Annotated in this window: 12 protein-coding genes and 1 tRNA gene; 1 reads left to right on the top strand and 12 read right to left on the bottom strand. The window is 73.7% G+C overall.

Annotation, left to right across the window (positions count from 1 at the left end; translation table 11 throughout):
• Positions 1–8 precede the first annotated feature (8 nt).
• Positions 9–1,472 carry a cytochrome ubiquinol oxidase subunit I gene (locus E8D37_RS11620; protein WP_136569924.1) on the bottom strand — a complete coding sequence of 488 codons (1,464 nt, stop codon included), beginning with the start codon at positions 1,470–1,472 and terminating at the stop codon, positions 9–11.
• Positions 1,473–1,858: 386 nt separating this feature from the next.
• Positions 1,859–2,755, bottom strand: coding sequence for an aminoglycoside phosphotransferase (locus E8D37_RS11625; RefSeq protein ID WP_136569925.1), 897 nt, complete (start codon positions 2,753–2,755; stop codon positions 1,859–1,861).
• Between the two features lie 200 nt (positions 2,756–2,955).
• On the opposite strand from E8D37_RS11625, the gene E8D37_RS11630 reads away from it, so the two are divergent.
• Positions 2,956–4,023, top strand: coding sequence for an SGNH/GDSL hydrolase family protein (locus E8D37_RS11630; protein WP_136569926.1), 1,068 nt, complete (start codon positions 2,956–2,958; stop codon positions 4,021–4,023).
• 74 nt (positions 4,024–4,097) lie between these two features.
• On the opposite strand, the gene E8D37_RS11635 is transcribed toward E8D37_RS11630, so the two are convergent.
• From E8D37_RS11635 to mfd, 10 genes are all read right to left on the bottom strand, one after another.
• On the bottom strand, positions 4,098–4,958 hold the full coding sequence (locus E8D37_RS11635; RefSeq protein ID WP_136569927.1) for a Bax inhibitor-1/YccA family protein: 861 nt from the start codon (positions 4,956–4,958) through the stop codon (positions 4,098–4,100).
• Between the two features lie 575 nt (positions 4,959–5,533).
• Positions 5,534–5,606, bottom strand: a tRNA-Leu gene (locus tag E8D37_RS11640).
• Positions 5,607–5,623: 17 nt separating this feature from the next.
• Positions 5,624–6,355 (bottom strand): uracil-DNA glycosylase, encoded by a 732-nt coding sequence (locus E8D37_RS11645; protein WP_136569928.1) that lies wholly within the window; start codon positions 6,353–6,355, stop codon positions 5,624–5,626.
• A 107-nt stretch (positions 6,356–6,462) separates the two neighbouring features.
• The gene (locus tag E8D37_RS11650) at positions 6,463–7,395 is read right to left on the bottom strand and encodes an exopolyphosphatase (protein ID WP_136569929.1); all 933 of its coding nucleotides are present in this window, start codon (positions 7,393–7,395) and stop codon (positions 6,463–6,465) included.
• On the bottom strand, positions 7,386–7,841 hold the full coding sequence (locus tag E8D37_RS11655; RefSeq protein ID WP_240770386.1) for a DUF501 domain-containing protein: 456 nt from the start codon (positions 7,839–7,841) through the stop codon (positions 7,386–7,388). The genes E8D37_RS11650 and E8D37_RS11655 overlap by 10 nt, the downstream gene beginning before the upstream one ends.
• A gap of 123 nt (positions 7,842–7,964) precedes the next feature.
• Positions 7,965–8,630 (bottom strand): septum formation initiator family protein, encoded by a 666-nt coding sequence (locus E8D37_RS11660; RefSeq protein ID WP_136569931.1) that lies wholly within the window; start codon positions 8,628–8,630, stop codon positions 7,965–7,967.
• 14 nt (positions 8,631–8,644) lie between these two features.
• Positions 8,645–9,922: a phosphopyruvate hydratase gene (gene eno, locus E8D37_RS11665; RefSeq protein ID WP_136569932.1), complete on the bottom strand. Its 1,278-nt coding sequence runs from the start codon at positions 9,920–9,922 to the stop codon at positions 8,645–8,647.
• Positions 9,923–10,057: 135 nt separating this feature from the next.
• On the bottom strand, positions 10,058–10,753 hold the full coding sequence (locus E8D37_RS11670) for a MazG nucleotide pyrophosphohydrolase domain-containing protein (protein ID WP_206055706.1): 696 nt from the start codon (positions 10,751–10,753) through the stop codon (positions 10,058–10,060).
• A gap of 8 nt (positions 10,754–10,761) precedes the next feature.
• A complete protein-coding gene (locus E8D37_RS11675) occupies positions 10,762–11,457 on the bottom strand; it encodes a SurA N-terminal domain-containing protein (RefSeq protein ID WP_136569933.1) in 696 nt (231 codons plus the stop codon).
• A gap of 118 nt (positions 11,458–11,575) precedes the next feature.
• Positions 11,576–15,262 (bottom strand): transcription-repair coupling factor, encoded by a 3,687-nt coding sequence (gene mfd / locus E8D37_RS11680; RefSeq protein WP_206055707.1) that lies wholly within the window; start codon positions 15,260–15,262, stop codon positions 11,576–11,578.
• Between the last annotated feature and the right edge of the window lie 85 nt (positions 15,263–15,347).

The raw sequence follows: 15,347 nt of genomic DNA on the forward strand, positions 1-15,347 counted from the left end.
TGCGCCGGTCAGTAGGCGAAGGCCAGCGGACGGTCGGGGTCGTTGTCGTCGTCGCGGACGACGGGCTCGGCGAAGTCGTCGGCGCCCTTCTTGATGTAGCTGAGCATCAGCTTGATCTCGACGACCGCGAGGACGCCGTAGAGCAGGGTGAAGACGATCAGCGAGGTGAGCACCTCGAAGGCGCTGACGGTCGGCGAGACGGCGTTCTCCACCGTCATCAGGCCGAACACCGCCCACGGCTGGCGACCCACCTCGGTGAAGATCCAGCCGAAGGAGTTGGCGAACAGCGGGCCGAGGGGCAGCACCCAGGCGGCGAGCAGCCACAGCGCGGGGCGCTTGGTGTCGGCGAGGTTCCGGTCACCGCGCAGCGCGACCAGGGTGGCGATCGCGGCGATGATGCCGGCGAAGCCCAGGCCCATCATCAGGCGGAAGGACCAGTAGGTGACGGCCTCGATGGGCGTGTAGTCGGAGGCGTAGGTGACCGACGACGGGTCGCTGCCGAACTCGGTCGTGTACTGCTCGGAGAGCTCGTTGATGCCCTGGACGGTGCCGTCGAAGGTGCCGGTGGCGAGGAAGGAGAGCAGGTTCGGCACGGTGACCGCGAACTTCTCCTCGCTGCCGTCCAGCGAGCCGATCGTGAACAGCGAGAAGGGCGCGGAGGGCTCGGTGTCGTAGAGGGCCTCGGCGGCCGCCATCTTCATGGGCTGGACCTCGGTCATGACCTTGGCCTGCGCGTCACCGGACCAGATGACGCCGGCGGAAGCGATGAGCAGGACCCACGCGGCGGTCTTGGCGCCGGCCTTGTAGAGCGAGCGCTCGGATGCCTCGTGGCGGCGGGCACCCTTGATCATCTGCCAGACCGAGACGCCCACGACGAAGCCGGCGGCGGTCATGTAGGCCGACAGCAGGACGTGCGGGAACGTCACCAGCTGCACCTTGTTGGTGAGCACGGCGAAGAAGTCGGTGAGCTCGGCGCGGCCGGTCTCCGGGTTGTACTCGTAGCCGACGGGGTGCTGCATGAACGAGTTCGCCGCGAGGATGAAGTACGCGGAGAAGACCGTGCCGATGTGCGCCAGCCAGATCGTCGCGAGGTGCGCCTTCTTGGGCAGCCGGTCCCAGCCGAAGATCCACAGGCCGAGGAACGTGGACTCGAGGAAGAAGGCCAGCAGGCCCTCGACCGCGAGCGGGGCGCCGAAGATGTCGCCGACGAAGCGGGAGTAGTCCGACCAGTTCATGCCGAACTGGAACTCCTGCACGATGCCGGTGACGACACCGATGGCGAAGTTGATCAGGAAGAGCTTCCCGAAGAACTTGGTGAGGCGGAGCCACTGCTCGTTCCCCGTGCGCACCCAGGCGGTCTGGTAGCCGGCCACGATGGCCGACAGACCGATGGTGATCGGCACGAACAAGAAGTGGTACACGGTCGTGATGGCGAACTGCCATCGAGCAATGTCGAGTGCGCTGAGGTCCACGCCGACATCCTGCGCCCGTCCGCCCTGGGGTGTCTCCCGACGAGTTTCGTCCGCTGGGGGGACCTAGGTCCGAGTGCCGACGGACCAGCGGACACATGTCCTCAGCAGCGACGACGGGACCTTCGGACCGGCGTCACCACGCCCCTGCCGCGGCCACCGGCGGCCACCTCGGCGGGCCGCCCGGACGTCACCGCAGGTCAGCCGTCCGGACGACCGGCCCGAGACCCGCCCGGTGCGCGCGGCGGCGCCAGCGGGCGGGCCCGGAGACCCGGCGCCCGCACCGCACGGCCCCGGGACCTACGGCCCACGCCCCCCGCGGGCGGGTGTGGCGATCGTCACGTGGCAGGACCGTCGAGGAACGGGAGCCCGGCCGGGCAGGAGGCCCCTCAGCCCACCAGCGGGCCGCACGCCACGACGAGCGCCCGACCGAGCCGGTGTGCCACCGCGTCGTCGTCCCCCGCGGTGAGCGCCCGGTAGGCGATCGCACGCAGCAGGTCCACCCGACCGCTCGCGTCCGCCGCCTGCTCCTCCAGGTGCACCGGCGGCGCGCCCCAGGCCAGCACGAGGTCCAGCACCGCCAGCGCCTCCGCCCACGGCGCCGGGCGCCACGCGGGAGAGGGCGGCAGGACGAGGGGGGCACCCGCGCCGTCGAGCAGGACGCTCCCCGCCAGCCCCGCGTGCGCCAGCTGCGCCGGGCGGGGGTCGCGGGCGTGCCCCAGCACGGCGAGCAGGTCGAGCGCCTGTCGCGCCACGTCCTCCCCCGCCCCGAGGCCGTCGGGGGCACCCGCCGTCATCCCGGCCGCACCGGGCGTCACCGGCCCCTCGGGCAGGAGGACCTCGCCGAACGCGACCCGCTCGGCCCACCCGGCCCGGTCGCCGCGCTGGGCGAGCGCCGACGGGGGCGTGCGGACCGTGACCGCGAGCAGGGCGTGCAGCAGCCGTCCGGCGCCCAGCACGACCGGCACGTCGGTGCACACCTCGGTGGACGGCTCGAAGCGGGCCGCGGCCCAGCCGTCGACCACCCAGGAGCCGTCCCGCGCCGGGACCGGCAGCGCCAGCCGCAGGTCGCGCGCGGAGCGGTTCGGGGCCTCGTCCAGCCGGACGGCGAGGCGCGCCTGCACCGGCGCCACCGCCGCCACGAGGTCCGCGTCGCGATCGGGCAGCAGCGCGAGGTCGCCCGCCACGACGCCGACCGCGGAGCCGTGGGCGTCCGGCCCGCCGGGCAGGGCGCGCGCCGGCCCGGGCACGGCGAAGAGGTCGAGGACGCGCGGGGGGACGGGCACCGGAGCACGCTAGCCCGGGTGGCCGCTCGGGCGCTCCCGCGGAGACCACCCACAAGGACGGGACCCGGCGTGAGACAGCGCACTCGGACGCCGTCGTCCCAGCGCAGGCCGCCCACCCCGGCCGCGGAGTGAGCGATCGTTCACCCGGATCGGCCCGCGGGGCGAGGCGCCGGTCGCCGGCGCCACCTAGGATCGCGGCCGTGGGAAAGGCAGCAGCAGCACGCAAGCTGGCAGCCGCGGCCGCGTACGGCGGCGGCGGCCTGTCGGTGCTCGGCGCCGCCCTCTACGGGGTGCTCGCGACCGAGGCACGCCTCGCCAAGAAGGCCGTCGGGCCGATCCGGGAGGAGCCCCCGCCGGACCCCACCGGCTGGTACGGCCGCGGCCGCCCCGGACCCGCCTTCACGATGGTGCTGCTGGGTGACTCCAGCGCCGCCGGGTACGGCGTCGACCGACCCGAGCAGACCCCCGGCGGGCTGCTCGCCTCGGGCGTGTCCGAGGCCGGTGACCGCCGCGTCTACCTGCGCGACCTCGCCGTCGTCGGGGCGCGCTCCTCCGACCTCGCGGAGCAGATCGACGCCGCGCTCCCGCTGGAGCCGCACGTGGCCGTCGTCCTGATCGGCGCCAACGACGTCACGCACCTGGTGCCGCCGTCGGCCTCCGTCCGCTTCCTGGCCGAGGGCGTGCGCAGGCTCGAGGACGCGGGGTGCCAGGTCGTCGTCGCCACCTGCCCCGACCTGGGGTCGGTCAAGCCCATCGCGCAGCCGCTCAAGGAGATCGCGCGCTCCTGGTCGCGCCGGCTCGCGGCCGCCCAGACCATCGCCGTGGTGGAGGAGGGCGCGAGGACGGTGTCGGTCGGCTCCATCCTCGGCCCCGAGTTCGCCGCCGAGCCCACGGTCCTCTTCGGCCCGGACAAGTTCCACCCCTCGGTCGAGGGGTACCGCCGGCTGACCGCCGTCCTGCTCCCCTCGGTCCTCGCCGCCCTCGGCCTGGCCGACGAGCAGGAGGAGCAGCTGGAGTCCCAACGGGGCGAGGGAGTCCTGCCGGTGACGGACGCGGCACTCCGCGCCGTCCGCACTCCGGGCACCGAGGTGGACGGCACCGAGATCGGCGGGGCACGTCTCGGCGTCCGGGGCCTGTGGGTCGAGCTGCGCCACCGGCGTCGGCGCGCCGACGTCGAGGCCGAGGCGCCCGAGGACGCCGGCGCGGACGGCACCGAGGACGGCACCGAGCCCGCACCGCACCCGGCCGGTTCCCGCGGCACCGACTGAGCGCGACGAAGGGCCCCCGGCGTGCGCCGGGGGCCCTTCTCTGCCTCACGGGGCGCCGCGGGGCGCCGGGCCGCTCAGTCCTGGTTGAAGAACGCCAGGATGCGCAGCAGGTTGGTGTAGATCCAGACGAGGCTGACCGTCATCGCGAAGGCGGCCACCCAGGACTCGCGCTCCGGGAGCCGGTTCGCGATGCCCTGCTCGACGAAGTCGAAGTCGAGGATGAGCATGAACACGCCCAGCACCAGGCCGGCGACGGCGGTGAGCATGCCGAGGCCGCTGACGCCGAACAGCCCGATGCCGGCGCCGAAGAGGCTCAGCACCATCTCGAGGACGGCCAGGCCCACCATGCCGAACACCGCGGCCATGACGCCGCGCCGGAACTTGTCCCCGACCTTGATGTTGAGGAACTTGTAGGCGGCCAGCGTGCCACCGAACGCCGCGAAGGTGCCGATGACGGCGCCCTGGACGACGTTGCCCTCGAACTGCGCGTTGAAGAGCTTCGAGATCGCGCCCAGGGCGACGCCCTCGAAGGCGGCGAAGGCCAGGACGAGGGCCGGGCTCACCGCGCGCTTGAAGGAGTTGACCATCGAGAGCGCGAAGGCGCCGAGCGAGCCGATCGTCGCGGCGGCCATCAGCCCCGAGAGGTCCGCGTAGGCGGTGATCTCGGGCGTCATGATCCAGGTGGCCATCGCGGCGACGACGACGACCGCGAGGGTCAGGCCGGTCTTCTGCACGACCGAGTCGATGGTCATCCGGTCCTGCGCGGCCGGGGCGTACCCGGGCTGGCCCGGCGCGCCGGTCCCCCAGGTGGAGGGGTCGCTGCCGTAGCCGGCGTACGGGCTGCCGTTGCCTGCGTAGGCCTGGTCGCCGTGCGCGGTGGCGCCGTTGCGCTGGAACTCGCTGGAGCGGCGGAAGACGGGGTTGTTGCTCTGCATGGTGGTCTCTCCTCGGAGGCCGGGTCGGGCCGTGTGGTCCTGTGGCGAGGAGCCTAGCCAGGCCGGCGCCTCATCGGGTCCAACGGACGGAGGGCGTCCAGGGTTCCCGAGCGGCGGGGACGGGCGCGCGAGCCGCTCCGGGACGGGCCGGCCCCACCGGCGGAGGTGGGAGGGGTGGGACGGGGCGCCGACGGACAAGGGGGGATGGACCCGCCGGCACCCCGCCCACGTCGGAGGGGGAACGCCCCACGGAAGAGGGAACCCGGGGACCTCCCACTCGGTGAGGTCCCCGGGTTTGTGGGGGCCGGAACCGTCACGACGAGCGCCACGATCCCGGGCTGCCGTCCTCCCCCAAGAACGACAGCGGAACCATCCTTTCGCGGTCGACGCGAAGGCCGCAGGGGCCAAGGTCCGACGATCGTGAAGCGGCCGTGAAGATCCTTGGACGGCACTTGCCGCGACCGCCTCCGCTGGCCAATATTTTCTGTTTTTGCTGCGTCCTCACACCCCTGCGGGTGAGGCAAGTCAACAACTGTCGTGTAATCGGCCCCGGTGACCGGGCGAGTCGGCAGCGGTGCCCCCGGTGGGACTCGAACCCACACTGTGCCGCTTTTAAGGCGGCTTCCTCTGCCATTGGGATACGGGGGCCGACCAGGCGCGGAACCTCAGGTCCGCATTGTGCCAAGGTCGCGTGCGCGGCCGAGCACCTCCTCCGCCATGGTCGGCGTGAGTCGTCCCGTGAAGGTGTTCTGCTGGCTGGGGTGGTAGCAGCCGAGGAGGGTGAGGGACGCCAGCGGCCCACCCACCTCGGACGCGGTCGCGTCCAGCACCACCTCGGCACCGTGGCCGAAGCGCGGCCTCGGCCGCGGGACCCGCACCCCCGTGCGACCCAGGGCCGTCAGCGCGGCCCCCCACCCGAAGGCACCCAGCGCCACCACGGCCCGGAGCCGCTCCCCCACCAGGGCCAGCTCCTCGTCCAGCCAGGGTGCACAGGCGTCGCGCTCGGCCGGGGTGGGGCGGTTGGCCGGTGGGGCGCAGCGCACCGGGGCGGTCAGCCGGAACCCGGCGAGCTCCTGGCCGTCGTCCGCGTTGACGGCCGTGGGCAGACGCGCCACCCCGACGGCGTGCAGCGCGGCGAAGAGGAAGTCGCCGGAGCGGTCGCCGGTGAACATGCGTCCCGTGCGGTTGGCACCGTGCGCGGCGGGTGCGAGCCCGACCACCAGCACCGTGGGCGCAGGGTCGCCGAAACCCGGCACCGGGCGTCCCCAGTACTCCTCGCCCGCGTAGGCGGCGCGCTTGTCCGCCGCCACCTGCTCACGCCAGGACACCAGCCGCGGGCAGCGTCGACAGGCCACCAGCCGGGCGTCGAGCGCCGCCAGGGCGTCGGATCGGGTCATGCCCCGAGCCTGGCACGGCGAGTCGGGCCCGGGCAGGTCGAACCGGGCAGGTCGAACCGGGCAGGTCGCACCGGGCCCGGGAGTCAGCGCAGGGGTCAGCGCAGGGGTCAGCGCAGGGCCAGGTCCCAGGCGATGCCGTCCAGGATGTCGCTCTCACTCACGACCAGGCGGCTCGCCGACGTGCGGGCGAGCACCCGGGAGACGATGATCGCCCCGGCGCCGATGACGTCGGCGCGACCCGGGTGCATGAAGCCGAGCCCGCGTCGCTGCTCGGCCGTCATGGCGACCAGGGCGTCGCAGTGCGCGTGCACGTCGGCCACGGCGAGGTCGCACTGGTCGATCCGCGTCCGGTCGTAGCGGGGCAGGCCGAGGACGCCGGCCGCCACCGTCGTCACGGTGCCCGCGACGCCGACGACGCCACGGGCCGCGCGGACGGCCGCCCGGACCGGCTCGGCGCAGGCGTCCAGCGCCGCGTCGACGTCGGCGACGCAGGCGGCCACCTCGGCGGCGGTGGGCGGGTCGGAGTGCAGCCGCCGCTCGGTGAGGCGCACCGAGCCGACGTCCATCGACTCCGAGACGTCCACGCTCGCGCCGTGCCCCACGATGAGCTCGGTGGAGCCTCCACCGACGTCGAAGACGAGGGTCGGCTCCGCGGGCGGGGTCCGCAGGGCCCGGACGGCACCGGCGTAGGAGAGCGCGGCCTCCTCGGTGCCCGTGAGCACCTCGGGCGCGGTGCCGAAGCGCTCGAGCACCCCGGCCGTGAAGACGTCGGCGTTGGCGGCGTCGCGGCTCGCCGAGGTCGCGCAGAAGCGGGTGCGCTCCACGCCCCCGGCGTCCGCGACCATCGCCGCGAGCTCCTCGACCGCCGCGAAGGCGCGGCCCATCGCGGCGTCCGAGATCCGACCCGTGGCGTCCACGCCCTCACCGAGCCGGATCATCCGGAACTCGCGGACCAGCTCGGTGGGGGTGCCGTCGTCGGCGAGCTCGAGGACGAGGAGCTTGATCGTGTTGGTCCCGCAGTCGACCGCCGCTACACGCACGGGCCGGGCTCCCACCAGGCGCCGAGCGCCTCGACGACCTCGTCGCCCAGCGGGTTCACGCCCGGACCCTCGGCCAGCGCCTGGCCGGCGAGGACGTGCAGGCACTTGACCCGGTCGGGCATCCCGCCGGCGGAGATCCCCGCGATCTCGGGGACGTCGGCGCCGACCTCGGCCCCGATGGCGCCGCGGACCGCCAGGTACCGCTCGTGGGCGGCCCGGTAGGCGGCGGCCAGGTCCTCGTCCTCGCCGAGGCGGTCCGTCATCTCCTTCATCAGCCCGGAGCCCTCCATCGTGCCGATGCGCGAGGCGGCCCGGGGGCAGGTCAGGTAGAAGGTCGTGGGGAACGGGGTGCCGTTCGGGAGCCGCGGCTCGGTGGCCACCACCGCGGGGTTGCCGCACGGGCAGCGGTAGCCGACGCCGTACGTGCCGCGGGCCTCGCGACCCAGCTGGGCCTCGACCGCCGCGGCGTCCGCCTCGGAGAAGCCGCGCTCGACGCCGTGGACCGGGTCGGCCTGGGCGTCGGTCGGCGGGGGCTGCTCGCTCACTGGTGCTCCTCTGTCGGCCCCGGGCTAGTCGCCCGAGGAGCCGTCGATCTCGGTCGCGGGGGTGCTGGTGTCCTCGGAGGTGGGGTCGCCCGCCAGGAGGACCGAGGACCAGGCCTCCTCCCAGAACCCAGGGTCGTCGGTGCCGACGACCGCGTCGGGGTCGGTGAGCTCGTTGTCCTGCTCCAGCGGCTCCCCGTCCTCGTCGAGGACGGTGTAGGAGGTCTCGCCGGGCATGACGTAGCCGAGCTCGCGGGCCTGCTGCTCGACGTAGGCCTCGTCCTTCCAGCGCTTCTTCTCGGTCTCCATGTCGGAGATCGACGCCTGGGTCTCGGAGATCTGCGACTGGAGCGCGGTGATCTCCGAGCGCTGCTGGAGGTAGGCCCGCGCCGAGGAGGCGTAGGAGACGACGAGCACGCCGACCACGAGCAGCAGGACGAGGGCCCGACCGGTCAGCCGGGGGCGCCGGCGGCCCGTGGCAGGGCCGTCGCCGGACGTCCGGGCCGACCCGGTCGGCCGACCGGGGCGGGCCGGGCGGGACGCGCCGCCCACCTCTCGGGCCTCGTCGGGTCGCCCGTCGTCGGGGCGCGACCCCCCGGAGGCGCGGGACGGGCCCCGGCCGGATCGGCCGGGGCCCGTGCGGCCACGGGGGCCCGAGGAGCGCGAGGTGGAGCGTCGGCTAGCGTCGGGCATGCCCCTAGGGTCGCTCAGCCCTGGTAGCGCGGGAACGCCGACACACCGGCGTAGCGCGCCGCGTCACCGAGCTCGTCCTCGATGCGCAGGAGCTGGTTGTACTTCGCGACGCGCTCGGAGCGGGCCGGGGCGCCGGTCTTGATCTGGCCGCAGTTGGTGGCGACGGCCAGGTCGGCGATGGTGACGTCCTCGGTCTCGCCCGAGCGGTGGCTCATCATGCAGCGGAAGCCGTTGCGGTGGGCCAGCTCGACGGAGTCGAGGGTCTCGGTCAGCGAGCCGATCTGGTTGACCTTCACCAGGAGGGCGTTGGCCTGGCCGCCGTCGATGCCGCGCTGGAGCCGCTCGACGTTGGTGACGAACAGGTCGTCGCCGACCAGCTGGACCTTGTCACCGAGCTGCTCGGTGATGGTCTTCCAGCCGTCCCAGTCCTCCTCGTCCAGCGGGTCCTCGATCGAGACGATCGGGTAGGCCGCGGCGAGCTCGCCGTAGTAGGCGCTCATCTCGGCGGCGGTCTTCTTGACACCCTCGAAGGTGTAGAAGCCGTCCTCGTAGAACTCCGAGGCCGCCACGTCCAGGGCCAGGACGACGTCCTTGCCCAGCTCGTAGCCGGCCTTGGCGACGGCGTCGCCGATGAGGTCGAGGGCCGCACGGTTGGACTCGAGGTTCGGCGCGAAGCCGCCCTCGTCGCCCAGGCCGGTGGCGAGGCCGCGCTCCTTGAGCACGCCCTTCAGCGCGTGGTAGACCTCCGCGCCGCAGCGCAGGGCCTCGGCGAAGGTCGGCGCGCCGATCGGGGCGATCATGAACTCCTGGATGTCGACGTTGGAGTCCGCGTGGGAGCCACCGTTGAGGATGTTCATCATCGGCACGGGCAGGACGTGCGCGTTGGGGCCGCCGACGTAGCGGTACAGCGGGAGACCGGCCGACTCGGCGGCGGCCTTCGCGACGGCGAGCGAGACGCCGAGGATGGCGTTCGCGCCGAGCGAGCCCTTGTTGGGGGTGCCGTCCGCGGCCAGCATGGCCGAGTCGACGAGACGCTGGTCGTCGGCGTCCAGGCCCTCGATGGCGGGGCCGAGCGTGTCGATGACGGCGGAGACGGCCTGCTGGACGCCCTTGCCGAGGTAGCGGTCACCGCCGTCGCGCAGCTCGACGGCCTCGAACGCGCCGGTGGAGGCGCCGCTCGGGACGGCGGCGCGGGCGAAGGTTCCGTCCTCGAGGAGGATCTCGACCTCGACGGTGGGGTTGCCGCGCGAGTCGAGGATCTCGCGGGCGGCGACAGCTTCGATGGATGCCACGTTGCTCTCCTGAAGAGAAAGACGTCTTGGGGACGCCGTCAGCCTAGTCCGCCCGGGCCGCGGCGCGACTCCGGCCGGGCGGCGTGGACACCGGGTGCGGCGCACGCCACTCCCCCGGGCGTCCGCGCCCCCGCCTCAGCGGGCGGCCGGCCCCTCGGGGAGGCGTCGGCGCACCGCGTCCCGCAGCGCGAGCTCGGCGTCCAGGCCCTCGGCCCGCGCCCGCTCCACCAGCGCGAGCAGGTCCTCCCCCAGACGCTCCTGCGGGTCGGCCGGCGTCGGCACGGCCGCCGCGCGGTCCTGGGGCTCGAGGCGGCCCAGCACCTTCTCCGCCCACAGCAGCGCCGGCAGCGACGCGGGCACCCCGTCGGTGGGCGCGCGTCGCTCGGACTTCTCGGCCGCCTTGATCCGCTGCCACTCCGCGTCGACCTCGGCCGCCGTCCGCGGCCCGTCGGTCCCGGCTGCGGGGTCCGGCCCGAACACGTGCGGGTTGCGGCGCAGCATCTTCTCGACGAGGCCGTGGGCGACGTCCTCGATGTCGAAGCGGCCCGCGCCCGGCGGCTGCTCGGCGGCGATGGCGGCGTGGAAGTAGACCTGGAGCAGCAGGTCGCCCAGCTCCTCACGCAGGTGCGCCCACGCCGCGGCGTCGGTGCGCCCGGCGGCCAGGGCGTCGAGCGCCTCCAGGGTCTCGTGCGCCTCCTCGAGGAGGTAGCGACGCAGGGACGCCGGGGTCTGCTCCGCCTTCCAGGGGCACTCGGCCCGCAGCCGGGCCATCACCCCGGTCATCTCGACGAGCCACGACCCGCCGGCCGGGGTGCCGTCGGGCCCGTCCACGACCGGCCTCAGACGCAGCGCTGGTTGTTCGGCAGGCTCGAGGCCACCGACCCGTCGCCCGACCCGGAGACCTCGGCGCGCAGGCTGTCGAGGAACTCGGTGGCCGTGTCGCTCACCGCGACGCTGGTGTCGTTGCGCTTCTCGCGCACCGTGAGGGTGCCGGCGAGGTCGACGTCGTCGTAGAGCGGGTTGATGTCGAGCTCGTGGCTCGCCTGCCACTGCGCCAGGTACACGCGCTCGTCGGTGGTGTCCGTGCCGGCGACCTTGTAGAGGACGTCGGTGAAGAAGTTGTTCGCCGCGACGAGGGTGACCACGCCGTCGGTGACGTCGCCGTCGTAGTCGAGCGCGTCGATCTGGGTCTGCGCGGCGTCCAGCTCCTTCTCGAGCATGGCGTCGGCGTCCAGGCCGTTCTCCTCGGCGACGTCGTAGACGACCTGCACCCGGACGAGCGCGTCGACGACGATGTCGCGCAGGTACGCGCCGCTCAGCGCCGTGGTGGTGGAGCCCACCGCCACGGAGACCTTGCAGAGGCTGATCGCGGTCTGGTCGACGTCGGAGACGGAGATGTCCGTGCCGTTCACGGAGGCGGCCACGCCCGGCTGCATCGAGGCGCTGCTCACGCCGCAGGCGGTCAGCGAGAGCGCCAGTCCGACGGCCGTGGCGGAGACGGCGAGGGCACGGAACGGGGACCTGAGGACGGGCACGAGGGCTCCTTCACATCGCGGGTGCGGCCTCATTGAACCAGGCTCACCTGAGCGGGTGGTGGTGAGGCGCACCTCACGTGCGTGTCGCCCCTCCGGCCGGGCCCCCGGGCCGGGGCGCTCAGCCCCGGCCGCCGCTGCCCGCGCGTCCGGAGCGCCCTGCCGGGACGGCCGCCTCGGCCGGGGCCGGCGCGGCCCCGTCCGGGTCGATGACGGCGTCGATGACGCCGCGGGCCCACTCGAGCAGCGCGATGCCGTCCAGGGGCCGACCGCCGATGACCGCGGTCTGCGGCCGCGGCACCAGGATCGTGTCCGTGGCGTGCTTGACCAGCGACTTCGGGTACATCCGGGCCAGCCGCACCTGACGGGACTCCGGCAGGCTGACCGGCGCGAACCGGACGTTCTTGCCCGCCACGGTGACCTCGCGGATGCCGGCCTGCCGGGCACGGGCCCGGAAACGCGCCACGAGCAACAGGGAGACGACCTCGACCGGGGGCTCGCCGTACCGGTCGACCAGCTCCTCGTTGATGGCGTCCACGTCGGCGTCCGAGCGCACCTCGGCCAGCCGCTTGTACATCTCCAGGCGCAGCCGCTCGGAGCCGATGTAGTCGTGCGGCAGGTGGGCGTCGACCGGCAGCTCGATGCGCACTTCCTCCAGCACGTCGTCCACCCCGCCCTTGAAGTCAGCCACGGCCTCGCCCACCAGGCGCACGTACAGGTCGAAGCCGACGTCCGCGATGTGCCCGGACTGCTCGCCGCCGAGCAGGTTGCCCGCGCCGCGGATCTCGAGGTCCTTCATCGCGATCGCCATGCCGCCGCCGAGGTCGGAGTGCTGGGCCAGCGTGGCGAGCCGCTCGTGGGCGGTCTCGGTGAGCGGCTTCTCCGTCGGGTAGAGGAAGTAGGCGTAGGCGCGCTCGCGGGAGCGGCCCACGCGGCCGCGGAGCTGGTGCAGCTGGGAGAGGCCGAGGGTGTCGGCCCGCTCGATGATCATCGTGTTGGCGTTGGAGACGTCCAGGCCCGACTCGACGAGGGTGGTGCACACGAGCACGTCGAAGCGCTTCTCCCAGAAGTCGACCATCACCTGCTCGAGCTGCTTCTCGTTCATCTGGCCGTGGGCGGTCGCCACCCGGGCCTCGGGCACCAGCTCGCGCAGGCGCCCGGCGGCCTTCTCGATCGACTGCACCCGGTTGTGGATGTAGAACACCTGGCCGTCGCGCAGGAGCTCGCGCCGGATGGCGGCGGTGACCTGCCGGTCCTCGTAGCCGCCGACGTAGGTGAGCACCGGGTGGCGCTCCTCCGGCGGGGTCGCGATGGTCGACATCTCCCGGATGCCGGTGATCGACATCTCCAGGGTCCGCGGGATCGGCGTGGCCGACATGGAGAGGACGTCCACGCTGGTGCGCAGGCGCTTCATCTGCTCCTTGTGCTCGACGCCGAAGCGCTGCTCCTCGTCGACGATGATGAGGCCGAGGTCCTTGAACCGGATGTCGGCGTTGAAGAGGCGGTGGGTGCCGACCACGACGTCGACGGAGCCGTCCGCGAGCCCCTTCATCACCTCGGCGGCCTCCTTGTCGGTCTGGAACCGCGAGAGGCCCTTGAGGACGACGGGGAAGCCGCTCATCCGCTCGGTGAAGGTGGAGAGGTGCTGGTTGACCAGCAGCGTCGTGGGCACGAGGACGGCGACCTGCTTGCCGTCCTGGACCGCCTTGAACGCCGCGCGGACCGCGATCTCGGTCTTGCCGTAGCCGACGTCGCCGCAGACCAGCCGGTCCATCGGCACCGTGCGCTCCATGTCGGCCTTCACCTCGTCGACCGTGGAGAGCTGGTCGGGGGTCTCGGCGAACGGGAAGGCGTCCTCGAGCTCGCGCTGCCACGGGGTGTCAGGGCCGAACGCGTGGCCCTGGCTCGCCTGCCGGGCCGCGTAGAGCTTGATCAGCTCGGCGGCGATCTCGCGCACCGCCTTGCGGGCCCGCGCCTTGCGCTTGGTCCAGTCGCCGCCGCCGAGGCGGTCGAGGCTGGGCTGCTCGCCGCCGACGTACCGGGTGACCTGGTCCAGCGCGTCCGCGGGGACGTAGAGCCGGTCGGCCGGGGCGCCCCGCTTGGAGGAGCCGTACTCGAGCACGAGGTACTCGCGGACGGCGCCGCCGACCTCGCGCTGCTTCATCTCGATGAACTTGCCGACGCCGTGCTGCTCGTGGACGACGTAGTCGCCGGCCTTGAGCTCCAGCGGGTCGATCTGCCGCTTGCGCCGGGCCGGCATCTTGCGCATGTCGCGCGTGGAGGACTTCTGCCCCGAGACGTCCTCGCCGGTGAGCAGGACCAGGCCCGCCTCGGCGTCGACGAAGCCGCGCGAGAGCGAGCCGCAGGTGACGGTGACGACGTCGCGCGTCCACAGCTCCTCCCCCGCCGCCTCGACCTGGTCGGGGTGCACGAAGCGGGCGGGGACGTCGGCCTCGCCGAGCGCCTCGACCATCCGCTGCGCCGGGCCGCTGCCGGGGTGCAGGACCACGGTCCGGTAGCCCGCCGTCCGCCAGGACTCCAGGTCCTTGAGCGCCCGCTCCACGTCGCCCCGGTAGGCCTCCACCGGGGTGCCCGCGAGGGCGCGGGTGGCCACGCCGGCCGCCTTGTCGACCATGGCCTCGACGTCCGGCACGGGTCGGCCCGCGGCGTCGGAGGGCCCGTCGACGGCCATCGTCTCGTCGGTGATGCCGAAGGGGCTCAGCGTCCACCAGGGGCGGTCGGTCTCCAGGCTGTGCGCCCGGACCTCCGGCAGGTCGCGGTACGAGGCCGCGCCGAGGTCGACCGGCGCGGTGCCGCCGCCGGCCGCCGCGGCCCAGGACGCCCCGAGGAACTCCTCGGAGGTCGCCACCAGGTCGTGCGCGCGCCGGCGCACCCGCTCGGGGTCGAGGACCAGGACGTGGCTGGCCTCGGGCATGAGGTCGACCAGCAGCTCCATCTCGTCGACGAGGACGGGGGCGAGCGACTCCATGCCCTCGACGGCGATGCCCTGGCTGATCTTGTCGGTCATCTCCAGCAGCTGCGGGTGCGCGCGGCCCAGCTCGGCCGCGCGGGCACGCACGTCCTCCGTGAGCAGCAGCTCGCGGCACGGCGGCGCCCACAGGCGCTCCACCTTCTCCGTGGTGCGCTGGTCGGAGACCGAGAAGCCGCGGATCTCCTCGACCTCGTCGCCCCACAGCTCGACGCGCAGCGGGTGGTCCTCGGTCGGCGGGAAGACGTCCACGATGCCGCCGCGGACGGCGAACTCGCCCCGCTTCTCCACCAGGTCGACCCGGCTGTAGGCGGCGTCGGTGAGGCGCCGGACGAGGTCGTCCAGCTCCACCTGGTCCCCCGCGACCAGCCCCACGGGCTCCAGGTCGCCCAGCCCCTTGACCTGCGGCTGGAGCACGGAGCGGACCGGCGCCACGACCACGCGGACCGGGCCCGCGGCGTCCTCGGGGTGGACGAGGCGGCGCAGCACGGCCAGCCGGCGGCCCACCGTGTCCGAGCGGGGGCTCAGCCGCTCGTGCGGCAGCGTCTCCCAGCTCGGGTAGTAGGCCACCAGGTCGGGGTCGAGCAGCGTCCCGAGGCCTTCGACGAGGTCTTCTGCCTCCCGCGTCGTCGCGGTGACGACCAGCACCGAGCGCCCCTCGCGCACGAGCCCGGCCACCACGAAGGGGCGCAGGCCGTCGGGCCCGGTGAGGTCGAGCGTCCGCAGGCGGCCCTCGCGGGCGTCGCCGAGGACGCCGGCCAGCGGCTCGTTCGCCAGGACGGGCGCCAGCAGGCTCTCGTGGACGGTGGACTGCGGCACGGGGAGCTCCTCGGGTTCTGCCAGGGGTGGAACAGCACGAGCGCCCCCGGTCGGGGCCGACCGGGGGTGTGCTGTGCCCGAGTCT

Origin of the sequence: Nocardioides sp. GY 10127 (genome assembly GCF_004919085.1) — a bacterium.
Taxonomy (GTDB): Bacteria; Actinomycetota; Actinomycetes; order Propionibacteriales; family Nocardioidaceae; genus Nocardioides.